Origin of the sequence: Balneola sp., from assembly GCA_003712055.1 — a bacterium.
Taxonomy (GTDB): domain Bacteria; phylum Bacteroidota; class Rhodothermia; order Balneolales; family Balneolaceae; genus RHLJ01.
In genome coordinates this window covers 950,149-975,328 of the sequence record RHLJ01000001.1, presented here as the reverse complement: position 1 = coordinate 975,328, position 25,180 = coordinate 950,149, and the positions used below count along the sequence as shown (strand labels likewise).

General features: G+C 40.4%; 25 protein-coding genes. 14 read left to right on the top strand and 11 right to left on the bottom strand.

The window, feature by feature from the left end; translation table 11 throughout:
• Nucleotides 1-100 precede the first annotated feature (100 nt).
• Nucleotides 101-1,468 (top strand): hypothetical protein, encoded by a 1,368-nt coding sequence (locus ED557_04355; protein ID RNC86008.1) that lies wholly within the window; start codon nucleotides 101-103, stop codon nucleotides 1,466-1,468.
• Nucleotides 1,469-1,479: 11 nt separating this feature from the next.
• On the opposite strand, the gene ED557_04350 is transcribed toward ED557_04355, so the two are convergent.
• On the bottom strand, nucleotides 1,480-2,076 hold the full coding sequence (locus ED557_04350) for a hypothetical protein (GenBank protein RNC86007.1): 597 nt from the start codon (nucleotides 2,074-2,076) through the stop codon (nucleotides 1,480-1,482).
• Nucleotides 2,077-2,179: 103 nt separating this feature from the next.
• On the opposite strand from ED557_04350, the gene ED557_04345 reads away from it, so the two are divergent.
• From ED557_04345 to ED557_04315, 7 genes are read left to right on the top strand one after another with little or no spacing between them, the layout of a single operon-like run.
• Entirely contained in the window at nucleotides 2,180-3,739 is a 1,560-nt protein-coding gene (locus tag ED557_04345; GenBank protein ID RNC86006.1) for an FAD-binding protein, read from the top strand.
• Nucleotides 3,740-3,793: 54 nt separating this feature from the next.
• The gene (locus tag ED557_04340) at nucleotides 3,794-4,504 is read left to right on the top strand and encodes a hypothetical protein (protein ID RNC86005.1); all 711 of its coding nucleotides are present in this window, start codon (nucleotides 3,794-3,796) and stop codon (nucleotides 4,502-4,504) included.
• Between the two features lies 1 nt (nucleotide 4,505).
• On the top strand, nucleotides 4,506-4,958 hold the full coding sequence (locus ED557_04335; GenBank protein ID RNC86004.1) for a GNAT family N-acetyltransferase: 453 nt from the start codon (nucleotides 4,506-4,508) through the stop codon (nucleotides 4,956-4,958).
• Nucleotides 4,937-5,698, top strand: a complete 762-nt coding sequence (locus tag ED557_04330) for a hypothetical protein (GenBank protein ID RNC86003.1) — start codon at nucleotides 4,937-4,939, stop codon at nucleotides 5,696-5,698. The genes ED557_04335 and ED557_04330 overlap by 22 nt, the downstream gene beginning before the upstream one ends.
• Nucleotides 5,665-6,711: a hypothetical protein gene (locus tag ED557_04325; protein ID RNC86002.1), complete on the top strand. Its 1,047-nt coding sequence runs from the start codon at nucleotides 5,665-5,667 to the stop codon at nucleotides 6,709-6,711. Before ED557_04330 ends, ED557_04325 begins: the two co-directional genes overlap by 34 nt.
• 10 nt (nucleotides 6,712-6,721) lie before the next feature.
• Nucleotides 6,722-7,645: an endonuclease/exonuclease/phosphatase family protein gene (locus ED557_04320; GenBank protein ID RNC86001.1), complete on the top strand. Its 924-nt coding sequence runs from the start codon at nucleotides 6,722-6,724 to the stop codon at nucleotides 7,643-7,645.
• The gene (locus tag ED557_04315) at nucleotides 7,645-8,739 is read left to right on the top strand and encodes a DUF3524 domain-containing protein (GenBank protein ID RNC86000.1); all 1,095 of its coding nucleotides are present in this window, start codon (nucleotides 7,645-7,647) and stop codon (nucleotides 8,737-8,739) included. The genes ED557_04320 and ED557_04315 overlap by 1 nt, the downstream gene beginning before the upstream one ends.
• A 9-nt stretch (nucleotides 8,740-8,748) precedes the next feature.
• Here ED557_04315 and ED557_04310 read toward each other — a convergent pair whose 3' ends face one another.
• Complete coding sequence (locus ED557_04310) at nucleotides 8,749-9,189, bottom strand: hypothetical protein (GenBank protein RNC85999.1); 441 nt, start codon at nucleotides 9,187-9,189, stop codon at nucleotides 8,749-8,751.
• A 389-nt stretch (nucleotides 9,190-9,578) separates the two neighbouring features.
• Between ED557_04310 and ED557_04305 the strand changes: the two genes are divergently transcribed.
• The 4 genes from ED557_04305 to ED557_04290 are packed head-to-tail and all read left to right on the top strand — an operon-like array spanning nucleotide 9,579 to nucleotide 13,095.
• On the top strand, nucleotides 9,579-10,811 hold the full coding sequence (locus ED557_04305) for a divalent metal cation transporter (protein RNC85998.1): 1,233 nt from the start codon (nucleotides 9,579-9,581) through the stop codon (nucleotides 10,809-10,811).
• A complete protein-coding gene (gene pxpA / locus ED557_04300) occupies nucleotides 10,808-11,569 on the top strand; it encodes a 5-oxoprolinase subunit PxpA (GenBank protein ID RNC85997.1) in 762 nt (253 codons plus the stop codon). Before ED557_04305 ends, pxpA begins: the two co-directional genes overlap by 4 nt.
• A complete protein-coding gene (gene pxpB, locus ED557_04295; protein RNC85996.1) occupies nucleotides 11,544-12,224 on the top strand; it encodes a 5-oxoprolinase subunit PxpB in 681 nt (226 codons plus the stop codon). The genes pxpA and pxpB overlap by 26 nt, the downstream gene beginning before the upstream one ends.
• Complete coding sequence (locus ED557_04290) at nucleotides 12,217-13,095, top strand: biotin-dependent carboxyltransferase (protein ID RNC85995.1); 879 nt, start codon at nucleotides 12,217-12,219, stop codon at nucleotides 13,093-13,095. The genes pxpB and ED557_04290 overlap by 8 nt, the downstream gene beginning before the upstream one ends.
• A gap of 49 nt (nucleotides 13,096-13,144) precedes the next feature.
• Here ED557_04290 and ED557_04285 read toward each other — a convergent pair whose 3' ends face one another.
• Nucleotides 13,145-14,329: a hypothetical protein gene (locus tag ED557_04285; protein ID RNC85994.1), complete on the bottom strand. Its 1,185-nt coding sequence runs from the start codon at nucleotides 14,327-14,329 to the stop codon at nucleotides 13,145-13,147.
• Between the two features lie 264 nt (nucleotides 14,330-14,593).
• On the opposite strand from ED557_04285, the gene ED557_04280 reads away from it, so the two are divergent.
• Nucleotides 14,594-15,853 (top strand): hypothetical protein, encoded by a 1,260-nt coding sequence (locus ED557_04280; GenBank protein RNC85993.1) that lies wholly within the window; start codon nucleotides 14,594-14,596, stop codon nucleotides 15,851-15,853.
• On the opposite strand, the gene ED557_04275 is transcribed toward ED557_04280, so the two are convergent.
• The 6 genes from ED557_04275 to ED557_04250 form a co-directional block, all read right to left on the bottom strand.
• On the bottom strand, nucleotides 15,850-16,680 hold the full coding sequence (locus ED557_04275; protein ID RNC85992.1) for a hypothetical protein: 831 nt from the start codon (nucleotides 16,678-16,680) through the stop codon (nucleotides 15,850-15,852). The two genes, ED557_04280 and ED557_04275, sit on opposite strands and share 4 nt — an antisense overlap.
• 375 nt (nucleotides 16,681-17,055) lie before the next feature.
• On the bottom strand, nucleotides 17,056-17,925 hold the full coding sequence (locus tag ED557_04270) for a sugar phosphate isomerase/epimerase (GenBank protein RNC85991.1): 870 nt from the start codon (nucleotides 17,923-17,925) through the stop codon (nucleotides 17,056-17,058).
• Between the two features lie 2 nt (nucleotides 17,926-17,927).
• Entirely contained in the window at nucleotides 17,928-19,775 is a 1,848-nt protein-coding gene (locus ED557_04265; protein RNC85990.1) for a DUF229 domain-containing protein, read from the bottom strand.
• 23 nt (nucleotides 19,776-19,798) lie between these two features.
• A complete protein-coding gene (locus ED557_04260) occupies nucleotides 19,799-21,505 on the bottom strand; it encodes a GMC family oxidoreductase (GenBank protein RNC85989.1) in 1,707 nt (568 codons plus the stop codon).
• Nucleotides 21,505-22,029, bottom strand: a complete 525-nt coding sequence (locus tag ED557_04255) for a gluconate 2-dehydrogenase subunit 3 family protein (protein RNC85988.1) — start codon at nucleotides 22,027-22,029, stop codon at nucleotides 21,505-21,507. Before ED557_04255 ends, ED557_04260 begins: the two co-directional genes overlap by 1 nt.
• Before the next feature lie 82 nt (nucleotides 22,030-22,111).
• The gene (locus tag ED557_04250; protein ID RNC85987.1) at nucleotides 22,112-23,047 is read right to left on the bottom strand and encodes a LytTR family transcriptional regulator; all 936 of its coding nucleotides are present in this window, start codon (nucleotides 23,045-23,047) and stop codon (nucleotides 22,112-22,114) included.
• Between the two features lie 40 nt (nucleotides 23,048-23,087).
• On the opposite strand from ED557_04250, the gene ED557_04245 reads away from it, so the two are divergent.
• Nucleotides 23,088-23,603 (top strand): hypothetical protein, encoded by a 516-nt coding sequence (locus ED557_04245; GenBank protein ID RNC85986.1) that lies wholly within the window; start codon nucleotides 23,088-23,090, stop codon nucleotides 23,601-23,603.
• Between the two features lie 151 nt (nucleotides 23,604-23,754).
• On the opposite strand, the gene ED557_04240 is transcribed toward ED557_04245, so the two are convergent.
• Both ED557_04240 and ED557_04235 read right to left on the bottom strand, forming a co-directional pair.
• A complete protein-coding gene (locus ED557_04240; protein RNC85985.1) occupies nucleotides 23,755-24,582 on the bottom strand; it encodes an SDR family NAD(P)-dependent oxidoreductase in 828 nt (275 codons plus the stop codon).
• A 46-nt stretch (nucleotides 24,583-24,628) separates the two neighbouring features.
• Nucleotides 24,629-25,150 (bottom strand): TetR/AcrR family transcriptional regulator, encoded by a 522-nt coding sequence (locus ED557_04235; protein RNC85984.1) that lies wholly within the window; start codon nucleotides 25,148-25,150, stop codon nucleotides 24,629-24,631.
• Nucleotides 25,151-25,180: the final 30 nt, after the last annotated feature.

Below are 25,180 nucleotides of genomic sequence, written 5' to 3'. Positions count from 1 at the left end.
ATCCTGAAACAAGTTCAGGATGACGTTTAAACAAAAAAAGTACATATTCAGAGTATGTTATTCGAAAGCTAATTTTACGGACTATAAATAGGACTAAACATTGTCTGATTCAAAAAAAGAAAAAAAGGGATTCAATCACGGTTGGCTACAACGAGTATCTGAACAAAGTTGGGAGCCCGAGTTACTAATTTCAGGTCTCGCGATTTTTGCCACACTTCAGCTGCCAGGTGTAGTAGAGAATTTCTATCAGTTTTACCGATTTAATTACCAGGTAGACATAGGGATCATTGATGATCTGCTTCCAATGCTTGCCGTTGCCGTTGCTCTAACTGCACTTAAAGTCCTCAATTATGGATTCATTTTTCATTTCGTGGTGCGGGCCTTCTGGGTAGGTTTAATTGGTCTGATGTCGGTATTCAAAGACGGTATTCAGTACGAGAAGCTTCCCAATAGTGAGCTCTATAAATCTGAAATGGAAAAACGAATTGGAAACCAGGATTCCTTTCTTCTGGCTACAGACAGGATGGCCAGTATGGTGTTTTCGGTTTCGTTTCTGTTCGTTCTTTATATGATTGGAGTAGGAGCACTTTATATCATCTTTTTCTTATTGATGAATGGGGTCAAAGTGTTCATGCCTGATGAAATCTTCGAATTCTATTCACGGGTAATGCTCACAGCTCTAGCAGTGCTTTTAACACTCTTATCTATAGTTTCTCTGGTTCTCAACATGAAGCGCTTTAGAGAGAAGGAGAAATTCGCACGACTCCATTTTAAGCTTACCTGGTGGACGGGGAGAATATTTTATCCCTTTATCTTCAGGCCCATCCAGTACCTGATTCTAACTTTCATGTCGAATCTATCCGCCAAAAAGTTCCAGGTTTATGCGATAGCCGTATTCGTTGTATTCTTTACAGTATTTATGAAGTCATTTCTGGGAGTACTTCAATTCAATCCTTTCGAAAGCAGGTCTTTTTATCAGGATCGGTCAGTTACCGCCACCTTCAATCCGAATTTTTATGAATCAGAGTTTGATGGAAGTTTTCTGAGTACTCCTACCATTCAATCTCCAGTAATAAATGAAGGAGAAGTCCTCTCTTTATTCATTCCATATATGAAGATGATGGATAAAAAAATGGAGAAACTATGCGAGATTGAAGAGCCCGCTGACAGCCTTCGAAGTTTTCAGCGACGTAATAATCTGAACCAACAGAAAATTGATTGTGCGAATCAATTCTTCATGTTTGTGGTGAATGAGAAGGACACTTTGCCTAGTGATTTATTTTTTGCCAGGCACCCAGTTACAGATCAGGCCGGATATCGTGGGTTTTTTAGTATGCCGGATAGTTTAAATCCCACCAAAAACCAGTTTGAGGTGTTGCGCCAACCTGTTGATAACACTGACTTCTTTAGGGATTCTCTCGGAAGGAAGCTGGAATATGAATCAGTAATTCCCTTTTGGGTTCAATAGTGGCATTTGGATTATTCAGGAGTTTCGCTGTCCTCTAAATTTATTTTTTTGGAATTTTTATATCGAAATCCTAAAAACAAAAGAACACAGAAAAAAAGAATAAAATTAAAAAGGTTGATGTAGTAAGGGCGTAGGGAGATTGTTCCTTGGAAGCTCTTATCTAAAATCTTTTCTAAATCATGGTCAGAAATTCTTTTGAAAGTAGAATCTTCAAAAGCAGTAGGATAGTAAAAGCAATCAGTTGTTAACTTTATTCTGCCTAGTGAGTTTATTTTTTTGTAGGCTTGTTCATTATCAAAATGATGATAAAAAAACTCACCTAATAAGCTGTAGTTAATCGCATAAACAATAACGTCATTTGTTTTCCTATTTCTTAATCCATAGCCACAACTATATACATCATAAACCCTTAAACGATTTGAGGAATTGCCTTTCCACTTTTTCGTTATTTCAATTACATATACGGAATCAGAAAATTCATTAGTAGGATCATAGTAGTCATCTAAAAAGTATTCAGATACATCAACTATTTTCCCGTAGAATATTTCATCTATATCTTCATAGTTCCATTCTCCGCAGCTACATGCATAGGCGATTGAGCTCAGCATTAAACTCATAAATATTGATAGTGCAAATTCTCTCATCTGGAATAAGAATCACATTGATAGAAAGAACTTAGAATATTTAGAGAAGGAATCAATATTTTAAAAAATGCAGAAAGAACTCCAGCTCAGAGTTTTACCGGAGATAGCCGGTCAACCTAAGGAACTCAAAGCCTACATCTCAAAGAAAGAGGGAATACCTGCAAATGATATTCGCCATATTGAGATTATTAAAAGGTCGATTGATGCCCGCCAGAAACAGGTGATTATCAACCTGAAAGTTCAGGTATTTATTAATGAGGATTTTGAAGAAGAGTCTATTCCTCTTCCGGATTACCCGGATGTTTCCAGCCAGGAGGAAGTGATTATCATTGGAGCGGGTCCTGCAGGATTATTCGCTGCACTTAGACTCATAGAACTCGGCAAAAAGCCTGTCATCCTTGAAAGAGGAAAAGACGTTCGAGAGCGCATTAAAGACCTCAAGGGCATAAATGTAGATCATGTGGTTAATGAAGACTCTAATTACTGTTTCGGTGAAGGAGGGGCCGGAACCTACTCGGATGGAAAACTTTATACACGCTCTAAAAAGAGGGGAGATGTAAACCGAATCCTGGAGTTGCTGGTGGGTTTTGGAGCGGTAAAGAATATTCTTATCGAAGCCCATCCCCATATTGGAACTAACAAACTTCCAGGAATCATTGCCAATATCCGGGAGTGTATTCGAGCTCATGGTGGAGAAATTTATTTCAACACCAGGGTTACAGATTTATTTATCAAAGGAGACCAAATACAGGTAGTAAAAACTCTTGAGGGTACTGCCTTTAATGCTCATAAGGTCATTCTTGCTACCGGACATTCAGCCAGAGACATTTTTGAGTTGCTCCATCAAAAAGAAATAGAGATTGAATTAAAGCCGTTGGCCATTGGAGTGAGGGTCGAGCATACTCAACAACTCATTGATCAAATTCAGTATAGCTGTGAAGATCGGGGAGAATACCTGCCTCCATCCCCATACAGCATTGTGAAACAAGTTGGAGGAAGAGGAGTGTATTCCTTCTGCATGTGTCCGGGAGGAGTGATCGCCCCCTGCGCTACTCAGCCTGGTGAGATTGTTACCAATGGCTGGTCTTCATCACGTCGTGCCAGGGCTACTGCTAATTCAGGAATTGTTGTAGAACTGAAAGAGGAAGACTTTAAAGATTTTGCAGAATACGGTCCGCTGGCAGCTATGAAATTCCAGGAAGCCATTGAACAACGAGCATGGGAAGCAGGTGGAAAAAGCCAAACTGCTCCGGCGCAACGACTGGTGGATTTCACCGAAGGGAAAATCTCGGATAGTTTATATAGAACTTCTTATGCACCAGGAATTACTTCTGTGGAATTAGGAGAAGTATTGCCTGATTTTATCTATCAGCATTTACAGCAGGGCTTTAAGGCTTTTGAATTATCCATGAAAGGATACTTAACCAATGAGGCGATTGTTCATGCTCCTGAAACCCGAACTTCTTCGCCTGTGCGTATTCCCAGAGATCGAAAAACGTTGGAACATATCCGCATAAAAGGTTTATTCCCTTGCGGGGAAGGAGCTGGATATGCAGGCGGGATTATTTCAGCGGCAATTGATGGGGAAAAGGTGGCGGCAGCTGTTTGTGAGTCGGAGGATTTTTAAGTACAAAAGATTAGTACCTTGTTCAGTCGCAAATTCAGGAATAAATAGTTATCAATGATTTTTACTACTGCAAAAAGAGCACTTCTAATTATTTCCTTTCTATTACTAAACGTTTCTCTATCAAATGCCCAAATCTCCGGCTTATGGGAAGCTACCAAAGTTCAGGTTGGAACCGAGGAAATGACCCCAGTGGCCAAGTGGAGTATGTTCAACGAAGACGGAAGCTTTACTACCGGAAATGGATGGCTTCAAAACGGTGATGGAACGTGGCTTTTTAATGAACAAACGTCAAAACTCTCATTAACCACTATCACTGGATTCGATAATGAATTCGGTGCTTTTACTGTCGACATTGTAAGTGATGAGCTCATGTATTGGAAAAGGACGGAGGATGGGCAAGAGGTAACCGTTACTTATGAGCGGATTACAGAAGTACCAAAGGATCTAAGAACTAATGTAGTTGGGTTATGGCAAATCGAACTGGTTTTGGAAGGAGAAACGGATATCACAAAAGACTATACCAAAGATGGGTCATGGTTTTATCATATTAGGTGGGATAATCTTGTAAATGTTATGACCTCGGAAGGCAGAACCTCCGGCATGTGGCGAGTTGATGCTCATCGCCCAACACTGGATATCCTGTATTATGACGAAAAAAAGAGTTTAGACTACTGGGCACTTTCATTTGAAAATGAGGATTCGATGACCTGGAAAAGAGAAGCACTTACTATACAACTCAAAAGATTAACCGCTTTCCCTGACTGATATGAATATTTATCAAGCTGGTTTAGAAGATCTAAATGACCTTGCTCATCTGTTTGATGGATATCGTGTGTTTTATGAACAAGAATCGGACATGGAAGCGGCGAAAGCTTTTTTGAGGGACAGAATAGAAAAGGAAGAATCAGTGATTTTCATTTCGAGGAATGAGGGTGGCCAAGCCACAGGTTTCACCCAGCTCTATCCGTTATTTTCTTCCACCAGAATGAAGCGTTTATGGGTATTAAATGATCTGTATGTAGCACCTGAATTTAGGGGGATGGGATTTTCAAAAGCTCTCATTGAAAGAGCTAAACAACTTTGTAAAGATACCGTAGCGGCCGGCATGTATCTGGAAACGGCAAAAAAGAATCACATTGGTAATCAGCTATATCCAAGAACAGGGTGGACTTTGGACGAAGAACATAATTACTACTTTTGGGAGAGTTCGCGGTGGTAATCGGTAAAGCCAAATGGTTGATTCTTGCACTGAGTCTGTTTCTGAGTGTTAGCGTTCAAGCCCAATGGTTTTTTGGTACGAATATTGGTACCACTTCTCTCGATCAACGAGATTATCTTCTGAGTCAATTTAGGTTTGAGTCTGCTGGTTTCGTGGTATTAAACCCCGAGATTAGTTACCAGTCGGACAAGCATAAATTTACCATCAGTTACTTACAGCACGGTTTCACAATGGATCGCTTTGATGGCTCGAATACGGAGAGGCTTGAGGGTATGAATTATGAGATGGATATCTCGTATTTCCGTAAAGTTTATTCACTGAGTAGTAAGACTGATATTTTTCTCGGCGTTTCCCAGGGCGGGCATTTTTCTTATTACGATTATTTTCTACAAACAAGCTGGACAAATCAACAAGAGTTCTCATATGAGATGAATGTAGCAGGACCAGTTTTCCATGTACTTTCTGAATTTGAGTTAAAAGATTCTTTTGTGCAATACCAGCTGGGATTCGGATTTCTTTCTTATGGTAGCCGGCCAGAAAGTTTACGAGAGAATAGAAATTATAATCTGGAATGGCATACATACAACAGCGTCAATAGTTCTTTGAGAGGGTGGTTTCCCTTATCCGAAAATGTGACGTTTAAAGCTGAGTTTCGTCTCAAATACCATCGTTTTGAAAACCCGGAAACCCAAAAACTCTTAAGAAGATATTTTACAGCAGGTTTGTTTTGGACGCTCTAAAAAAAATAGTACTCCTTCTTTTTGTAAGCATTGTTCTCGTTCAATGCGAAGACCTTTTTCTGGGTTCAGATGTGGATTCCGATGATCCTCTGGTAACCTACGATATCTTTTATGATGAAGTAGATTCAAAATTCTCCTTCTTCGAATACCTGAATGTTGATTTTGACTCCGCTTACCAGGTAAATCGGCAAAACCTGGTAGATAATCCAACTACCAGCGAATTAACTACTTCTCTTCAAGGGTTAATCAATGTGTTACAAGATGGCCACAGCAACGTCTTTTTTACTAATGGAGGAGCAATCAGCTATACAGGATGGTATGATCAATATCCAGAAAACCAATTAGAAGATATTTCCGGTTATTTCAGCGAATATAAATCCTGGAATAATGCACTCGATTATGGAATAATCGATGGGGAGAATATTGGATACATAAAAATAAGCACGTTTACGGGGAGCTTACCCACATCCAATTATCGGGCTATAGATGATATCCTGGGTCTTTTATGGGAAACTGACGGTATCATCATAGATGTAAGATCCAATGGAGGAGGGAATTCAAATAATGCTGATATCATTGTTTCCCGGTTTAATGATGAGCCTCGATTTTCATTTCGTGCCCGGCGCAGGTTACCAGATTCCAGGACCAGTTTTTCGGATTGGTGGGAAAAAATTACTGATGTTCATGAAGGAGACCGATATCTGAAACCCGTTGCTGTTTTATCAAACAGGAGAAGTTATAGCTCTACAGAGTGGTTTATTTCCGGAATGAGAACTATTCCTCATGCCACCATAATTGGAGATACTACCGGAGGAGGAAGTGGGAATCCTATTATTTCATCTTTACCGAATGGTTGGGGAATGAGAGTTTCCAATACGCAAAAAGAACTTCCGGAAGGGAGGGATTACCAGTACACTGGAATCTATCCCGATATTCCTGTTTGGATTAGTTCTGCTGATTCAGCCAATGGCATTGATACGATTTTAGAACGAGCGATCCAGGAGCTTAGATAAATATCAATAAATGAAGCATTTCCCTAAATACCTCCTCGCATTAGGGTTAATCCCAGTTTTACTTGGTTTTCTTGGGAGGTGGAATTGGGTATTTGATGCCTTCTCTCATTTCAGATTGTACTATGTGATTTATTTCGCTGCAATAGCTGTCCTCTTATTAGTCGCAAAGAAGTGGAAATCAGGTTTTGTAGCTCTGTTTTTGGGAGCAATGCTATTTTATTCGTCGATTAAAAATTTGGGGCCAGTGCCATTATCATATTATGAGGAAGGGATAAAGATTGCTTCGATCAATCTTTTATCATCGAATGATAATTATAAAGAGGTCGGTACTTTTATAAGAAGAGGAAAGTTTGACGTTCTGGTCTTCCAGGAATTTACTCCCGATTGGATGGAGTATTTAAAAGATTTTGAAGAGGACTTTCCATTTATGGAGCTTGATCCAAGTTCTGGAGTGTTTGGAATGGGAGTGTATAGCAAATTTGAAATAGATAGTTCTATCATAATTCATAGTAAATCCGGGAATACTTTTGCAAAATTGGTAGAGATACATGGTAATGGGAAGGAGCTTTCAATCATGAATATCCACCCTCCTCCACCTGTTTCGAAAGAGTTATTTGATACGAGAAATGCAATGTTTTCAGCGGCTAATGACTTCTTGAAGAGCTATGATAAGCCTTATGTGCTAATTGGTGATTTTAATTCCACAACCTTTTCTCCAAATTTCAAACGACTAACTAGCGAATTAGAAGTGCGAGACTCAAGGAAGGACTTTGGGTTGCTACCAACCTGGAATACTTACTGGTCGCTAATTTCAATTACCATTGACCATGCACTAGTTAGCAATGGATTGGATGTAATGCATCGAAGAGTAGGTCCAAATATTGGCTCTGATCATCTACCAGTTATCATCGAAGTAATAGGCCGGGATTGGTAATGGGTAGAAACATTTTACTATTGGAGCCATTCTTTTCTGGTTCCCACCGCCAATGGTGTGAGGGATTCAAGAAATACTCTTCTCATAGTGTAGACATTCTAAGCCTGCCGGGCAGGCACTGGAAGTGGAGGATGCATGGCGGGGCTGTTTCCTTAGCTGAGCAATTCAATCAACTTGAAGAGATGCCTGATTCCATTATTGCTTCCTCAATGCTGGATTTAACTACCTTTTTAGCTCTTACAAGGAAGAAGTCAGTCGGAATACCTGTTAGTATCTATTTTCATGAAAATCAGCTCACTTACCCATGGTCTCCTCAAGATCGGGATGTCAAAAATCGACGGGATAATCATTATGCTTTCATCAACTATGCCTCAGCAATAGCTGCAGATAAGATTTTCTTTAATTCCAAATACCATAAGGATTCTTTCTTAAATGCTCTTCCCGCTTTCTTGAACCAGTTCCCGGACAAAAGAGATAAAAACAATATCCAGCATATTGAAGCTAAGAGTGAGGTACTATCCCTTGGATTAGATTTATCCCGGCTTGATGAATACAGAGTAGAAGCAAAGAATTCAGTGCCGGTAATCCTGTGGAATCATAGATGGGAATATGATAAAAACCCTGAGGAATTTTTTAACGGATTGCTCGAGATCAAGGAAAAGGGGATAGCTTTTAAGCTTGCAGTATTAGGTGAACAGAACGATGTAATTCCTCCAATTTTTAATCAGGCCGAGGAATGGTTTAAGGAAGAAATCTTGCACTGGGGATTTACTAAAGAAAGTGGCGAGTATGCTTCCTGGCTATGGAGGGCGGATATTTTACCCGTTACTTCTATTCAGGATTTTTTTGGAGGAAGTGTCGTCGAAGCAATGTATTGCAACTGTATTCCCTTACTCCCTGATCGATTAGCTTATCCCGAACACCTTTCGGAGGACTTGAAGGGCACATTACTGTACGAAGCAGGTAATTTTTCTTCAGCCCTGGAACATATGCTTATCAACTGGGATCAACTCAGATCGATTAATACCCAGGAGCTCGTACAAGGTTATAATTGGAAGACGTGTATAGATGTATACGATGAAAAGTTAAGCTAACCGATATAGCTATTCTTCTGCCACTTCTTTCAATTTAGGAAGAGCTACTTTCCAACCTTTTTGAGTTTCAATGTATCGCTCTAATCCGTTTTCAACGTACTTATATCCTTTTTGTGTAATAGTGAGCTCTGTTTCGCTGTCAGAGATAGGGGCGAGCTCGTAAAGGATTACAATATAATTCTCGGGTGTGTCCTCAATATTTGAGTTTGCCGGGAAAAGAGTATGTTCGAGAAGTTTATTTTCCTGAACACGAATTACTTCTCCTTTTGTCACAGTCATCTCTTTTTCATCCTGAGTAACAAAAAAATTCGCTTTACTACCTGGTTTCCAGTCGCTTTCACAGCGTGCGCCGAACATATATTGCTCGATTTTGTCTGGGTTTGTTAAAGCATCCCAGACTCCTTCTGGGTTAGTAGAAATAGTAGTTCTTAACTCAATGCTGTTTTCCATCCTGGATGATCACCTGATTTCGTGTTTTACTCTTCTGTTTTGGAATCCGAACAACGGATATGAATCCCACCATGATACGAAGTTAGGAGTAGTAATAGTACATAATCTCATAGGCTGGCTGAGGAAATTTTATTACTGTTCTTATATGGCATAGAAAACAATATCACTTCAAATAGCTAATCAATGCCTGGTTTACTTCGTGTAGATTAATTATGGTGATTTTTTAAGACTCTGAAAGTAATAAGGATAATACATCAATGTCTATGTTTGATATTCCTTTATATAAAAACATGTTTTCAGGACATTGATTTAGGTAAAAGGTTTCCCTTCCTTTCGACCAATAATAATTTTAATGACTCATAAATAAAAATAGCCCACACTAATTAGTCTTGAATTCATTCCTTAGAAAATATTTTGGTCCAAGTACCCTGGTAACAGCTGCTTTTATAGGTCCTGGTACCGTTACCGTATGTACTCTTGCCGGAGTAAGATCGGGATATATGCTCCTTTGGGCTCTTTTATTTTCTGTTATTGCCACCATCGTTTTACAGGAAATGTCGGCTCGTTTGGGGCTGGTAACACAGAAGGGTTTTGGAGAAGCTATTCGGGAGCAACTAACGAACCCAATCGTTCGCTTTTTAGGGATATGTCTAGTGCTTGGTGCCATAGTAATTGGTAATGCAGCCTATGAAGGTGGAAATATTGCCGGTGCAGCACTCGGTTTTGAAGAGTTGATATCAGATTTCAGCATTGAGCTGGGAGGGGTTAGTCTTTCCCTGCCTCCAATAATTATTGGAGCAATCGCTTTTATAATTCTGGTGATGGGCAGTTCAAAAATTATTGAAAGATCACTTATAGCATTGGTTGGTTTGATGAGCCTGGTTTTTGTGACCACAGCTATTGTGGTTCAACCAGATTTGGGAGGAGTACTAAAGGGCTTATTAATCCCAAAAGCTTCAGCAGAACAATTTCTTACTGTAGTAGCACTGATAGGCACGACGGTGGTTCCTTATAATCTATTCTTACATGCATCAGTAGTGCAAAACAAGTACAAAAAAGTGGAGGAACTTCCTGAGTTAAGAAGGGAGAATAATGTAGCGATCATTTTGGGAGGACTGATTTCTGCATCTATAATTATAACTAGTGCTACTGCTTTGTTTGGAGAAAGAGGCATCTCGAATGCTGCGGATATGGCAGCCCAATTGGAACCGTTATTAGGAAGTTGGTCAGGATACTTTTTAGGAGCAGGATTATTTGCTGCCGGAATTTCTTCAGCTATCACTGCTCCGCTAGCAGCAGCCTATACAGCCAAAGGCATACTAGGTTGGGAAGAGGGTACATCTTCTTTTCGATTTAAATCAATTTGGATGGTGATCCTTATCATTGGTGTTATTTTTTCCATGTTAGGAATTAACCCTGTACAGATCATTCAGTTCGCTCAGGTAGCAAATGGCATCTTGTTACCTTTGGTAGCGGCTTTTCTGTTGTACATTATGAATAAATCATCCTTGTTAGGAGAGTATGTAAACTCAAAAGTTCAGAACATTCTGGCTTTGGGAGTAATTTTGGTCACTGTTCTGATAAGCTTCCGAAGTTTGAATTCAGTATTTCATTTTCTATGAGTACAAAACGAATAGATCTTAATTGTGATCTGGGAGAATGGAAAACCCCGGAACACAGGTTAAGGGATGAAGCGATCATGCCCTATATCTCATCTTGTAATATTGCATGCGGCGGGCATATTGGGGATGAGTATTCGATGCGTACAACAATGAAAATGGCTCAGGAAAACTACGTGACCATTGGCGCTCATCCGGGTTATCCAGATAGAGAGAATTTTGGAAGAGTGGTGATGGATATCACCCAGGAGAAGTTATCGGATAGCATAAAAGAGCAACTCGAATCATTTTTATCCATTCTTGATAAGGAAGGGTTGGCACTTCATCATATTAAACCTCATGGAGCTTTGTACAATTATGCGGCAAAAGATAAAGAGACGGCACAAACTGTACTTGAAGTCATTAAATCCGTAGCTGGAAATATCAAAGTATATTTACCAGAAGGTTTTATTTCTTCACGAATAGCCCTGGATTTAGGACTGGACGTGGTTTACGAAGTATTTGCTGACCGAAGTTATGAAGATGATTTGAGTTTGCGATCCAGGAGCCTGGAAGGTGCTGTCCTTCATAAGAGGGAAGAGGTATTAGACCAGATCTATTCCATGGTAATGAATGGGGAAGTGAATACATTTTCTGGTGATACAAAGCCAATAACTGCTCAAACGATTTGCCTTCATAGTGATACGGAAGGAGCGGCAGAGCTTGCAAAACATATTCATACTTTTCTGAAGAATCATGAAGTTGCCATCCTTCCAGAATAATGGTGTTGAGTGGAAGCCCTCTGCTTTAGGAGAAGGTGCTCTATTAGTTTCTCCGGAAGGGGAGCGAAGACTTTCGCAAATACACCAGCTATCCAGAGATATAGAGGCTCTCCAGCTAGCTGGAATTATCGATTTAGCTCCTTCTTACAACTCATTATGTATTTTTTTTGATGAAGCATCATGGAGCTTTAAATCCATTCTGAAAAAGTTAGCTTCACTACCAAACAGTTCGGAGATGGGAAGTAATGCCTCTATAATTACTGTCCCGCTTTGCTATGAACTGGGCTTAGATTGGGAAGAAGTTGAGACCCATACTAAGCTCGGGAGGGACGAGGTCATCGAAATTCATTCGAAAACGGAATATACCGTAGCCATGATGGGTTTTATACCCGGCTTTGTATTTTTATTTGGATTAGATGAGCGAATATCCTGCCCAAGGAAACAAAGTCCGAGAACATCCATTCCTTCAGGGTCGGTTGGAATTGGAGGTAATCAGACAGGGGTTTATTCGCTGGAAAGTCCAGGAGGATGGAATATTCTCGGCAGAACACCTCTTTCTTTTTTTGATATCAATCAGACTCCGCCTACTCAAGTCAATCCAGGCGATACCATAAAGTTCAAGCCCATATCTAAAGAGGAGTTTGAAGATGGGTAGTTTGAAAGTACTCAGCGCAGGCTTATTCACCACTATTCAGGATATAGGAAGGATAGGTTTTAGGAAGTATGGAGTACCGTTAAGTGGGGTAATGGATAGAAAAGCCTATGAATTATCCAATTGGCTGGTAGGAAATGAAATTGGTGCACCTGTCCTTGAATTGACAATGTCTGGTGGGAAATATGAGTTTGAGACTAATGCTTCTATTGCTATTACAGGCGCTGATATGAAGCCATCTATTAATTCAAAGCCAGTACCTATAAACAAAACCTTGACGGTTGAAAGAGGAGATACTTTATCGTTCCAGTTTTCTGACAGAGGATGCAGGGCGTATTTGGCCGTTCGAGGAATGCTGGAAGTAAATCAGGTTATGAATTCCTATTCGACCTATACAGTTGGAGGTTTTGGCGGTTTGGATGGGAGAAGCCTTCAAAAAGGAGATGTGCTTAGCTGGGAAGAGCCCTCGGGGGAGGTGCTGATTCGAGAAGCTGATAAAGCGGAGATTCCCTATTACTCTTCCAAAGTCACCATTAAAGTGATAGCGGCGCCCGAATGGGATTGGCTAAGTGAAGCAGAGCAGAAAAAAGTTCTGAGTCAAAAATTCACAGTGGATTCATCCAGCAATCGTATGGGGCTACGATTAACAGGGAATAGTATTGAGGTGCCAAATATTCAAATGACTTCATCTCCGGTAATGCCAGGAATAATCCAGCTCCCCAAAAGCGGGGAACCGATTATTCTTATGGTAGACGGCCAAACGATTGGGGGTTATCCAAGAATTCTTAAGGTATTGAATAGCGAGTTATGGCGGCTTGGACAGGTAAAGCCCGGAGATACCGTGAGTTTTGAACGTATGAACATCGAACTCTGAACATTGAACATCGAAGTTCGAAGTTCAGAGTTCAATGTTCTACTGTTCCTCACCTAATCCTAATCCCACTTTGATTTTCAATTCTGGCTTTTATACCCCATCCGCCAAAGTTTTCTCCAACCACGAAAACCACTTCGTTATCACCTTCTTCAAGAGGTAAGTAGACGCTATCAAACCACCCAATAGTGCCCAAATACCGATAATCTCTTGATCTAAAATCATTCCGTCCACCATATATTTGCACTCCGTTTACAAATACCCAAACGAAATCACTATAGCCGAAGATGACCTGTTTCCGCATGTCCGACTCTGCTTCAATATCGAGCTTTGCAAGTACAGTAGATTTACCTTCGCTGCTTCTTGAGAATTTAGCCAGGTTTATGGTTCCTGTATATTCAGTGGGTCGTTGAGTCCATGTTAATCCTTCTGTGCTGATAGTAGGCTTCTCCCAGAATTCTTCATTGGCGACTACCTCAGAAATTTTCCAGTCAGTGATTAATCCTTCCGGTGCTTCAAAGGGTTCATTGGTACGGGTGGTTAGGGTAGGATTTTCTTTTGAGTACTTCACATTAGCAAAGTAAACAGGAGCGCCAGAGCTTAATCCAATTTCACCCGAAGCAATATCTCGTTTCAGGTCGGTTACCTGAATTAGTGGTGTTTCCATATTGTTGAAGTAGATATCAGCCTGATCATTCAGGATATTGATTTTTACATGATGCCAGGTATCCGGAGTTAGCTCCACAGCTTCACCATGACCTTGCCCATGATATAGTTGCCATCCTGCGTAGCCATTAAAAATTGGAGTGTATTGAGTGGCATCGGGATTCCCTGTTTGATGAGGCCGAACATAAAAGCTCTCTCCATTGTTTACATCAACCACCCTAAAAAGGATGGAAGGAAAGAATCTACCGTAAGGGAAATTCATATCCAGCTCAATGGTTCCGTTTTTGAGGGAGATATTTTTTGTGCCTATAGCTGCGCCATCCAACCGATAACTTTCCTTACCCATATAGCTTTCAGGCTTTACATCAGAGTTTCCAAAATCCCAGTGAGTTGAAGTGAATGGAAGGAGGGTAAAGTCCTGTGCTTTAACCGTTGATACTATTAGTATGAGCAGTAAAAAAAGACAATATCGAAGGTATTTCATTGCATTATAATTGAATTGAAGTGAATTCGATATAAAATTTTCATTTGCGAGGGATTCAGTGAGCTTTGTGAGCAAATCCCGCGGCAATCACAGCATTTCGTTCACATATGTACTCAAGGAGATCGCTTCGTCGGAACAGTCGATCTGCTTTTATCTGAAAAGCCTCCTCGCGAATGTGAATGCACTTTTTGAGTATTCCTTATCTCGAACTCACGTTGAATTAAGATGACCGATTTCATATTCACCAATTGATCTTTTATCCCAAAATCGAAGCCCGTTCATTTACCGCTCATTTACCGTTTTTTATATAACTAGCTTAACTTTTTAGAGATAGGAGAGTAAATTCTTGGTATGGAATCGAATGAAGGGATTTTATTAGAGCTGTGTAAGAGCAAGATTGAAGAGAAATTTCATCTTGGCAATGGTGACGCCAGGATGAAGCAGCGTGATTTTGAATACCTGATCGATCTAATTGAAGAGACTTCAGGTATAAAGTTGAGTATCTCAACCTTAAAGCGAATCTGGAGACAAGATGAAGCTCAAAATCCTCACCCTACTACCCTTAATGCTCTTGTTTCGATACTTGGCTATAAGGATTGGCTGGATTTCAAGCTACAGAATACACCCGAATCTTCTATTGGAAAACCTACGGGAAGGAAGTTCAATTTAAGCGATAAAAGAGTACTAGTATCATTGGTTGCTATCCTGGTACTAAGTACGGCTTCTGTTATTTATTTCAACAAACAAAGCCCGGAATTTTATGAAGGAGAGGTGCTCTTTACGGCCAATAAAACGGTCTCGATAGGAGTGCCAAGTACGGTAAACTTCGATTATGATGTATCAGAAATTGAAGCAGATAGCTTTTTTATTCAGCAGGATTGGAACCCAAATCACCGGGATAGGATTAATCCCGAAAGTAATTTCTTCTCCAGTATTTATTATGTGCCGGGCTATCATAAGACCAAACTGGTAGCTGATGAGACCTTTCTCAAAATCATTCCCATTCACATTCAAACTGATGGATGGTTGTCGGCTGCTTTTTATAACTATGACGAGCGCCCGGTATATATAACAGAAGACAGGAATCAGGATGGAATATTGACCGCCCGGGAAGAAGAGATTCTTAGTACTAACCTGGACATTGAACGCTTCAGTGAGCTGAGGTTTATAAACATCAGGGAGTACAATGGAGTGGATGGTCATAATTTTGAAGCAGAGGCAAGGTTTAGGTACCGTGAATTTTTAAATGACCCTTGTCCCACTATTCAACTAACCATTCATACCGAAGTACATATTTACTATGTGCCCTTAACGTTACAAGGATGTGAAAGCAACCTACAAATTAAAATAGGGGAGATAGTTCAGTCTGGCAGAGATTATAACCTGTCGGTTTTTGGCACCGATGTATATAACTGGCAGGAACTTTCAATACGGGTTGAAGAGAAGGCAGCGAAAGTATTGCTAAACGGAAGCGAGGTTTATTCGATTTCTTTCGAAGGAGACTTCGGTAACATTGTAGGTCTCGATTTTCGTACCTCGGGATTAAGTGATATAGATTATATACGCTTAAGAGATTTAGAAGGGAATCTCGTATTTGAAGATTCTTTCTAATTTAAAGAAAGCTTATTAGAGGCTCTTTTGATTTTTACACTACCATTTGTAGTAGTAGCTCTTACCAGATTACCTCCGTTTCCAAGAGAAACAGATAGTTTCTTATTAATTCTTCCGCTAACTGTAACTGGAAAATCAAAATCCATTGATCCGTTTACAGTGCCGGTTTCAAGTTGAGCATTGAAATCTTTAGGGATATAAAAAACAACTCCTCCATTTACGGTTTCAATATCGAGTTTTTCTCCAACCCATTCGCTTCCGGAAAGTTCGATTTTGATCCCTCCATTAGTAGTTTCTCCGGTAACTCTCCCACTTAAATTTGATAGCCTCAAACCGCCATTTAATGTTTCAAAATCTATATCCCCATCTACATTTTGAATAGAAATTCCTCCGTTAAAAGCGACTAGATCCAGGTCAATCTTTTCTGGTACATAAATTCTGTAATCCACTGAAACTCCCTCATATCTATTAAGTTTTGGAACATCGGCTTCTACTCTTGAATTCGTATTAATGGTTACACTATTAGCTATTTTTATCGCTTCATCTTTGTCTGAGGAGTAGACTGAAACTTTAGCAGTTATTAGAATTTCATTTTTATCCCAGCTCTTTATACTTATTCCTCCATTCCTTTTGCCATCAACCGAAAGTGAATTTCTTGAATCCAGGCGGATTTCTCTGACTTCACAATGCTTTTCTTTTGATCCATTAATATTTATCCAGGTTCTTTCTTCGCACCATTCACTATCAGAAATAGTCTTGGCATTTTGAGCTAATGATGCAGTGGAAAAAATTAGTGCGGCAAAAAGTGGAAGGTGTAAGTATCTCATAGATATTTTTTCAAATTAAACTCTGACTTACACGCATTAAATCCATATTCGTTGCATGATGAATTCTATTTTAGAAGAACCATTTTTTGGAGAAAAAATTAGTGCCAGTGCTACTTAACCAGCAACGTCTTCAGGTTTTGAATCGGTCCAGGTGGTGGAATCTGACCAGAAGAGTTTATCGGCTGATTGAACGGTTTGTTCGTCTACCCTTAGTGCGGTTACCCCAAACCCAATTAAAGTCATCCCGGGCTTGACCCGGGATCTGTGAAGAGAAGAAAAGGGTACCACCACAGATCCCGCAACTTGTGCTGAACTTGATTCAGTATCGGGGTGCGGGATGACGATAAAAAAGAGCGCTGGATCGCTCTTTTAATTTCAATACTTAAGGCTTCTCAGATATTTAATACTCAAAGGCACCTGTGTAAGTAGATGATCACTTTCGTCTTCAAGGAAGAAGAGATCGATGCCCAGTTCATTTGCCGTTTTGATGATACCTTCGAAATCAATTTCCCCCTCGCCCAACACTACATTAGTGTTGGGATCCGAAAGTCCGGTATGATCTCTATAGGTTCCTTTTTTCATGTCTTTCAAATGAAACGACTTCCAACGATCCGGATATTTTCTTAGTAAACGTTCTGGATTCTCACCACCAAAGTGAATCCAGTACACATCCATCTGGAAAGACACATACTCAGGGTTAGTATTCTCAATGATGTAATCTAGCAAGCTTCCATTTTTGTGGGGTACAATTTCATAACCATGGAAGTGATATTGGAGAATGAGCCCATTTTCGGTTAAAGTTTTCCCAGCCTTATTGAAGTCTTCTACTGCCTGGCTCGCATTTATGAAATTAAAGCTTCCAACTTCATGGGGAATCCAGGGGACCATTACATATTCCGCGCCCATGAACTTTGCATTCTTTATTACCTCGTCTACGTTGTTGACGATATCCTCGTAGCCAGTACTATACGAAGGGAGCGTAATACCCCGCGCATCCAATAATGCTTTGTATTGTTCAAGGGTAACTCCGTTAGCTACACCGCTCTCGATTAGAGTCATTCCCGATTCTCTAATGATATCGAGCGTTGTTTCGAGCCCTTTTTCAGGTACCACATTACGATAGGTGTATAGCTGAACACCGAGTTCAGCAGTAAGAACAGGGTCGCCTGAATTTTGTGCCATGGATTCCTTTGGGGATAGTGTGATTAAAAAGAGAAGGATTAAGAGTGAGGTTATTGACTTCATAATTATTTAGGTCTGGTTGATGTGTATTCTACCATTTCACCAGGAATAAAACCAATACGATGTGCAATCGCTTTAACTGTTGTCCCTGGTTGAAGGGGTATAAAATTCGATTCAGAATAAATCGTCCATGAATCTGGTTCTAGTCCATTTTCAGGGATAATTTTATAGCCAATTGAAGCTCCTTCGGTAGAAGTATGAAGGAGTATGGCAGATCCGCTACGATTAAAATGGATTCCGGGTTTTTCTGTTGCAGGTTGTTGATCCGCACCATCCCAGAGTTTAGAAATTAATTCCTTTTCAGGTAGAGTGGGATCATCGCCAATCTCAGTTAACCAGCGATCCATTTCGGTACTGAGCTCCGAGAGCTTCGATTGATATTCCGGGTTCTTTACAAGATTATTTAATTCATGAGGATCATTTTCAAGATCAAATAATTCTTCTTCAGGTTTAGACTCCCGGAACCATTGCATTTGAATATCATCCAGCAAGCCTGAATCTCGCATTGAAAGCATTTCGTTCATGGTTGGAATCTGCTCCCGATAAGCAACAGGTAGATAGTAGCCTTGCTCCGGGCGGTAATTTCGTATGTACTTGAATTGTTGATCTCTGACGGCTCGGCGGGAGTCAGTGAGTTCATCCAGTCGATCAGTTGCCGCATGAATATAAGTTCGAGGTTCAGGAGAAGCATATTCACCAAGAAAAGCCTGACCTTGTAAATGCTCTGGAGGCTCAACACCTGCAAGTGAAAGCAAAGTCGGGGCAAAATCTACAAAACTAATAAGTTGATCATCGATACTTCCCGCTTTGTATTTTTTTGGAAAGCGGATAATCAATGGAGAGTTTAGTCCGGAATCATAAATCAATCGCTTTTGACGGGGAAGAGGTCCTCCATGATCGGCATAAAAGAAAATGATGGTGTTTTCGAACAGCCCGTCTTCCTCAAGCTGATCGAGAATAGCTCCAATTTGGCGATCCATCTCGGCCAGGTTGTTGTACACCTTCCATAAGTCTCTTCGGGTTGTTTCTGTATCAGGTAGATATGGAGGGACAGGGAAATCAGCATCTTTTAGGACAAGTATGTCCGTTTCTTCTTCTGAGAGTCTTACGTTCCACCCAGCCAGTTCGACCTGTCTTTCTCCCGATTCGTAGTGCCTGTTCTCATCAATTTTGAATCCATAGGGCTCAAACAATCCTGATTCATGGGTAATATTGAAATTGAATACCGAAAAGAAAGGTTGGTCCGCTTCCCGGTTTCTCCAGTGTGCGAAATTTGAACTCTCATCCCATGCTGTAACCGGAGCTCTGAATTGATAGTCCTGTTTTGAATTATTTGAAGTGTAGTAACCAGCTTCGCGCAGATATTCAGTAAACATTCTTACATGAGAAGGTGGCACCGCTTCGTAAGCAGGCAGTCTCGTCATATCCATATTAGAATTTGTTCTCATGTGGTTTGCTCCGATCCCGGATGGATACATTCCTGTTATAATTGCTGCACGACTTGGCGCACAAACACCATGGGTTGAGAACAAACTGGGATACCGGACTCCTTCGTTGGCAAGCCGATTTATATTGGGTGTGTAAGCAGTAGAATCTCCAAATGGAGCTATGATAGGAGATAGATCTTCAGCAACAAGCCATAAGATATTTGGTTGTTCGGTAAGAAAAGACTCATTATCTGCAGTAGTACATCCAAGTACTTTAACTAGTAATAGTAGTATAACTAATAGTCTTTGCGAGTATGTCCCGCACAGCGATGCGGGGGAGTCTCTGAAACCAAGGTGAGACTGAGGGGAAATCGACGAAGTAATCTCAAATTTCACAAATGAGATTGCATCAGGATCTACTCTCATTGTTCGCAAAATCCTTCGCAAATCTAGAGGTTCCCTTTTTTCATCTCATCTACAGCATAATTAGCTGCTCGAGCTGTTAGTGCCATAAAGTGAAGGGTAGGGTTTTGAGTTCCTCCGGATGTCATACAGGCTCCATCGGTCACAAATACATTTTTGCATTCATGAAGTTGATTCCACTTATTCAATAACGAAGTTTTGGGATCATGTCCCATCCTTACACCGCCCATTTCATGGATATCTGCTCCAGGCAGGGTATCTCTGTTTCGGGCATTTATATTTGTGAAGCCAGCTTTCTCGAACATCTCTGTCATCTGTTCCACATAATCATCAGCCTGCTTGATATCATTATCCTTCCATTCACAAGAGAGAATAATTTGAGGGATCCCATACTTATCGGTAAGGCTTTCATGGAGCCGAATGTGATTATCCTCTACAGGCACGCATTCACCCATCATCCAGGTACCAAGTCCCCATTGTCCGTTTTTAGGTTCTAATAGGCTGCTAGTGAGATCTATTCCCAATCCATCTTTCTCGGTATAAGTACCTCTTACTGCACTTACCCCGACTGCATAGCCCCTGAGAAAATCAGTTTCTTGCTTCTCTACATTTCGGAATCGTGGGATATAGGCATTAGTAGGTCGCCTTCCGGAAACCATTTTATCTTCGAAGCCGGGAGCTAAAGCCGAAGCATGTCCTCGATAATTATGCCAGGTAATGTATTTGCCCATAATATCATGATCGTTACCCAATCCATTTGGAAAACGGTTTGATCTTGAATTCAGAAGAATAGAAGTACTATTAAGGGTAGAAGCATTTACAAAAATGATGTCCGCATAGAATTCGATCATTTCCTTGGAATGGCGGTCGATAATTCGAACTCCCGTTGCCTTTCCTTTTTCCTCATCATAAATAACAGAATGAACTACTGCATCAGGGCGCATAGTCAGTTTTCCTGTTTTCATTGCCCAGGGTATGGTGGACGAATTAGAACTGAAATAGCCACCCAGTACACATCCTCGGTTACACATGGTTTGGCTCTGGCATTTTGTTCGTCCTTGCTCAAGATGTATGGGCTGTGGATCAGTGATATGGGCACAACGGGCATAGATTAAATGCCTGGAGTCTCCATAGTGCTTTTTAATGCTTTCTTTGAAGTACTTTTCTACACAAGTAAGTTCAAAAGGAGGGAGGAATTCTCCATCGGGAAGTACATCCAGGCCATCTTTTACTCCTGAAATACCAGCAAATTTCTCAACGTGACTATACCATGGAGCTAAATCTTTATATCGGATGGGCCAGTCGACAGCGAAGCCATCCCGGGCTGGACCTTCGAAATCATAATCGCTCCATCGTTGGGTTTGGCGGGCCCACAGTAAAGATTTTCCCCCAACATGATAGCCTCTGAACCAGCGAAATGGTTTTTCATACACTACTGGCTGTTCATCTTCAGCGATTGTCCAGTGAATGCGCTCAGCATTCATCCAGCCATCTTTTACCAGACCTGATCGCTGCTCAAGAGGAACGGTTCCTCTGAATTTAAACTCCCAGGGGCCTTTAGAAGCTGTAGGGTAGTCCTGAATATGGCGAACGTTTCTTCCTCTTTCGAGGACTAAGGTCTCCAGGCCGGCATCACATAACTCTTTGGCAGCCCAACCTCCGCTAGCACCCGAGCCTATTACAATAGCATCATAGGTTCGTTCCTTCTTTGATTTGATTGCGACATTAGCCATTACTTTTCCTCCACATCTATACAGCCAAAGAAATGGCCAGGCATAATTTCATATTCATGGTACTCAACCATAACAACCTCTGAAGTCTCAAATCCTCGTATCGTTTCTTCTTTTATAAAATTGAAGAATGTCTGATCCATTTCGTCGCTACTTTCTGAGAAAGACAGAAGTAGCTTTTCCCGATTGGGAGCGGAGCAGTCTTTAAAATTAATATCAAAGTCTTTTACAGCTTCTTCATCCAATGCTCTGAGCCGAGCCTTGACTATTTCATGGACTTCTGTTTCATAGCACTCACTTATCAATCCAGCCAAAAAAGTATCTACCCCCAGTGAGAGACCTCCCAGGGTTCCGTTACTTGGCAATATGGTATCTACGATTGAAGAGAGTAAAGCCAGTTCTGTTTCTGTGAAAACAGCTGAAATGTTAGGGAGTGAATCCCTGGTCCATCCGATTGCCCATGATGGCATAACTAGCGCTCCACTAGTGGCCAGCATGAGAGTTTTAAGTGCGTCGCGACGTTTCATAAAAGTGATTTTTTAGAAGCGCTTCCAACATAATTAACTTCACTCAACTTTGCGAGAAGAATTAGTAAAAAGATTTGATTAATTATAGAAAGGGCAAAGCCTGAAAAGAAGAGAGTACTTTTTTTCGATAGCTCCTGCCAATAGGTATTTCTTTCCCATTGACAACCAAAGATTCACTGGTGATTGAATTAATTAGAGTCGAATTCACAATGAATGACTTATGTATTCTAAGAAATCCTTTTTCTTTTAACTGCTCATCAAGTTTTGCTAAGGAATGTAGGGTAATCAGTTTTCTACCAGAGGTATGCCATTGAACATATTCTTTCATTCCTTTGATATAGTAGACCTCCCGTAAGTCTACACGATGAATAGTTTTCCCCTCCTTTAAAACAACTGTGAAATCTTCTTCTCCCGACGATTCGATGCTCTGATCTTCAGAAGATGTACTATCCCTACGAGTTATAAAGTGTAGAAGGAAATACACTGAACTGAGCAAGAAAGCCAGGGAGTAAGGCGCAGAATTAGAGAGTATAGACCAGTAATTGGTAGGAAAAAAGAAGAAGCCGGAACCATCTCCAGCAAACGAGATTTCAGGGAAGAATATATAGAATGAAATTCCTATCAGAGGGTATGAGAGTAAAAAAGCGGAATAAATAAATACGAATGATGCAAAAGTATAGAGCAAGAATTTTTGATCTAATAGCAATTTTGGGAAGAGAAGGTTTCCATTAACATATACCAGCAAAACTTGAAGAAATACGATGGGAATATTTTTAACCAGATAAAATCCAACACCTGTTCCGCCACTGAATAACAAGGATTGCCCAAGCCAGGCTAAAATCCAGAATAGAATATGCTTTTGATAGGAGTGGGGGAGGGTACTCATAGAAGAATATAATACATACAAACTATTGTACTCATTTTGGCGATGCTGTTTGTTGAAATATCTATACCGTTCGTTGAAAAGAGATTTTAAAAACTGATTGAGCAACCGTTCTTTGGAAAAACTTAAGCTCAAATAAACATCTATGAAAACTAAGAGTCTTTTTTTGACACTAATGTTAACGGTTACTATTCCTGTTCTTTTGTTGGCTCAAGCCCAGGATCAAAATGACAGTGGTTACAAAGTTATCTATGAAGCTGACCGAGATGGGAACGCACTAATTGGTAGCTTAGAAGAATTAATTGATTATGTGGAAAAGGGAAATCCGATCAGAGTAGGATGGGAATTAGGAGTTGATGGGCCTAACACAACAAAGCTAATCCATTGGACAGATGCCGGTTTTATAACTATTCACAAAGGACATGTATTTGCACAAATTAGCTCAATCTATAGCCAGGGGACTTCCGCACCTTCCATTGAAATGCCCTTTGTTAGCATGATGAATGCTGAACCAGATGGGTGGGTAGCTATAGTCGGAACTACTGGTTTACTTGGGCAAAAATTTAAGAGAGATCCGGAAATGATACAGGTCTATAAGGGAATGCGCCTTTCTGAGGAAGAGATTGAGGAAGAATTTAAGAATCAGGAAAGAACCAAAGTGAAAACGAAATGGGCGGTATTAGTTAGGTGAATCCAAGTGTAGAACCTCGACTAATGAATCTACTCTTCGTTTCTTGATTTAGTCATCCTTCTCCAGACACAAGGTCAGGAGAAGGATTTAATCATTTACCCTACTAGATTCTTTGCAAGTATGTTCAGAATGACTAAAAGTTGATTAATAATTATTTAATCTGGCTTAATATCGCTCTGTCAAAGAATCGATCGCTAAACCATCTTCTTATAAATAACAAGGGTTTTGCTCTGCTACCTGCTGCATATCTAGTTTTAGGCCGATTTGATTTTACGGCTTTGGAGATAACGTCTGCAATAACGCTTGGAGGAGAGCCAGCACCTGGTTTTTCATTCCCATCTTTCAATGCATTTACAAGCGACTGAACCATGCTTTTATAAGGCCCTGATCCGGAGCGCTCTATCATTGGTTGGCTCATTACATCTCCGAATTCGGTTACAATGAATCCAGGCTGGATAATCACAACGTCAATCCCAAACTGCGAAACTTCAAGGCGAAGTGAATCAGACCAACCTTCCAATGCATGTTTTGTACCATGGTACCAGGCTCCAAGAGGGGTATAGATTTTTCCTCCAACCGAAGAGACATTAATAATTTTCCCGGCTTTTTGTTCTCTCATGTATGGAAGAACAAGCTGGGTGAGACGAGCTAACCCAAATATGTTTACTTCAAACTGACGGCGTGCATCTTCAATAGAGGTTTCCTCTACGGATCCATAGATTGCATAACCTGCATTGTTTACAAGAATGTCTACTCCATGGTGTTCTTTTTTAATTTGAGAGACCACATCCAGGATATCCTCTTCAATAGTGATATCCATCTTGATTGCTTTAGCTCCCAATTCTTCCAGGTCTTTCATGTTTTCAAGCCTGCGTGCGACAACATATACAATTAATCCATCCTTCAATAATTGCTTAGCGGTAGCTTTTCCAATCCCTGCTGATGCACCAGTAACCAGTGCTACTTTTTGTGTATTCATAAGAATATTGTTTGTGAGTAATCACTTATTTATTGGTTAAATTTTTTTAGTACCCATATTTATTAAGAATCAATTTCTTCAATCCTTCCTTATCCTCTACAGAATCCCTTAGCAAAGAAGCTCCTATTCCATCAATGGTTTGAATCAATAGTTCGGCTTCAAGTTTAGGATTAGTGTTTCCTAGCTCTTCAAATGCAGAAGTTACTGCCTGAATAAGGGGTTTAAGTTTTTCTTCCGAGTTATGCCCCATTTCCCATTTTAGCTTCATAATGAGCCTCCAGAACTCATAATCTTTCTTTTCAATCTGGAAGGGAAGAAGGATAGTCTTTCGGATTTTCTCTTTTGGATCGGACTCAAAAACAATATTAGCATAATTGATCTTGAACTTATCCTCGGCTTTTTTGAGTATGGCTTCCAATAGTCCGGCCTTATTTTCAAAATGTCGGAAGATAAGCCCTTCGGATACTCCGGCATGTTTAGCCACTTTATTTGTAGAAGTAGCATGGAAGCCTTCCTTGGAAAAAAGTTCTAGTGCTGATTGTAATATGGTTTCTTGTTTCTCAGTCATAAATGTGAGTAATCACTCACAAAGGTAATT

Coding starts and splice junctions, on each gene's coding strand:
- ED557_04350 (RNC86007.1), bottom strand. CDS start 2,076: ATGCTGAGCTCAATCGCCTATGCATGTAGCTGCGGAGAATGGAACTAT.
- ED557_04345 (RNC86006.1), top strand. CDS start 2,180: ATGCAGAAAGAACTCCAGCTCAGAGTTTTACCGGAGATAGCCGGTCAA.
- ED557_04340 (RNC86005.1), top strand. CDS start 3,794: ATGATTTTTACTACTGCAAAAAGAGCACTTCTAATTATTTCCTTTCTA.
- ED557_04335 (RNC86004.1), top strand. CDS start 4,506: ATGAATATTTATCAAGCTGGTTTAGAAGATCTAAATGACCTTGCTCAT.
- ED557_04320 (RNC86001.1), top strand. CDS start 6,722: ATGAAGCATTTCCCTAAATACCTCCTCGCATTAGGGTTAATCCCAGTT.
- ED557_04315 (RNC86000.1), top strand. CDS start 7,645: ATGGGTAGAAACATTTTACTATTGGAGCCATTCTTTTCTGGTTCCCAC.
- ED557_04310 (RNC85999.1), bottom strand. CDS start 9,189: ATGGAAAACAGCATTGAGTTAAGAACTACTATTTCTACTAACCCAGAA.
- pxpA (RNC85997.1), top strand. CDS start 10,808: ATGAGTACAAAACGAATAGATCTTAATTGTGATCTGGGAGAATGGAAA.
- pxpB (RNC85996.1), top strand. CDS start 11,544: ATGAAGTTGCCATCCTTCCAGAATAATGGTGTTGAGTGGAAGCCCTCT.
- ED557_04290 (RNC85995.1), top strand. CDS start 12,217: ATGGGTAGTTTGAAAGTACTCAGCGCAGGCTTATTCACCACTATTCAG.
- ED557_04280 (RNC85993.1), top strand. CDS start 14,594: ATGGAATCGAATGAAGGGATTTTATTAGAGCTGTGTAAGAGCAAGATT.
- ED557_04275 (RNC85992.1), bottom strand. CDS start 16,680: ATGAGATACTTACACCTTCCACTTTTTGCCGCACTAATTTTTTCCACT.
- ED557_04270 (RNC85991.1), bottom strand. CDS start 17,925: ATGAAGTCAATAACCTCACTCTTAATCCTTCTCTTTTTAATCACACTA.
- ED557_04265 (RNC85990.1), bottom strand. CDS start 19,775: ATGAGAGTAGATCCTGATGCAATCTCATTTGTGAAATTTGAGATTACT.
- ED557_04260 (RNC85989.1), bottom strand. CDS start 21,505: ATGGCTAATGTCGCAATCAAATCAAAGAAGGAACGAACCTATGATGCT.
- ED557_04255 (RNC85988.1), bottom strand. CDS start 22,029: ATGAAACGTCGCGACGCACTTAAAACTCTCATGCTGGCCACTAGTGGA.
- ED557_04245 (RNC85986.1), top strand. CDS start 23,088: ATGTTAACGGTTACTATTCCTGTTCTTTTGTTGGCTCAAGCCCAGGAT.
- ED557_04240 (RNC85985.1), bottom strand. CDS start 24,582: ATGAATACACAAAAAGTAGCACTGGTTACTGGTGCATCAGCAGGGATT.
- ED557_04235 (RNC85984.1), bottom strand. CDS start 25,150: ATGACTGAGAAACAAGAAACCATATTACAATCAGCACTAGAACTTTTT.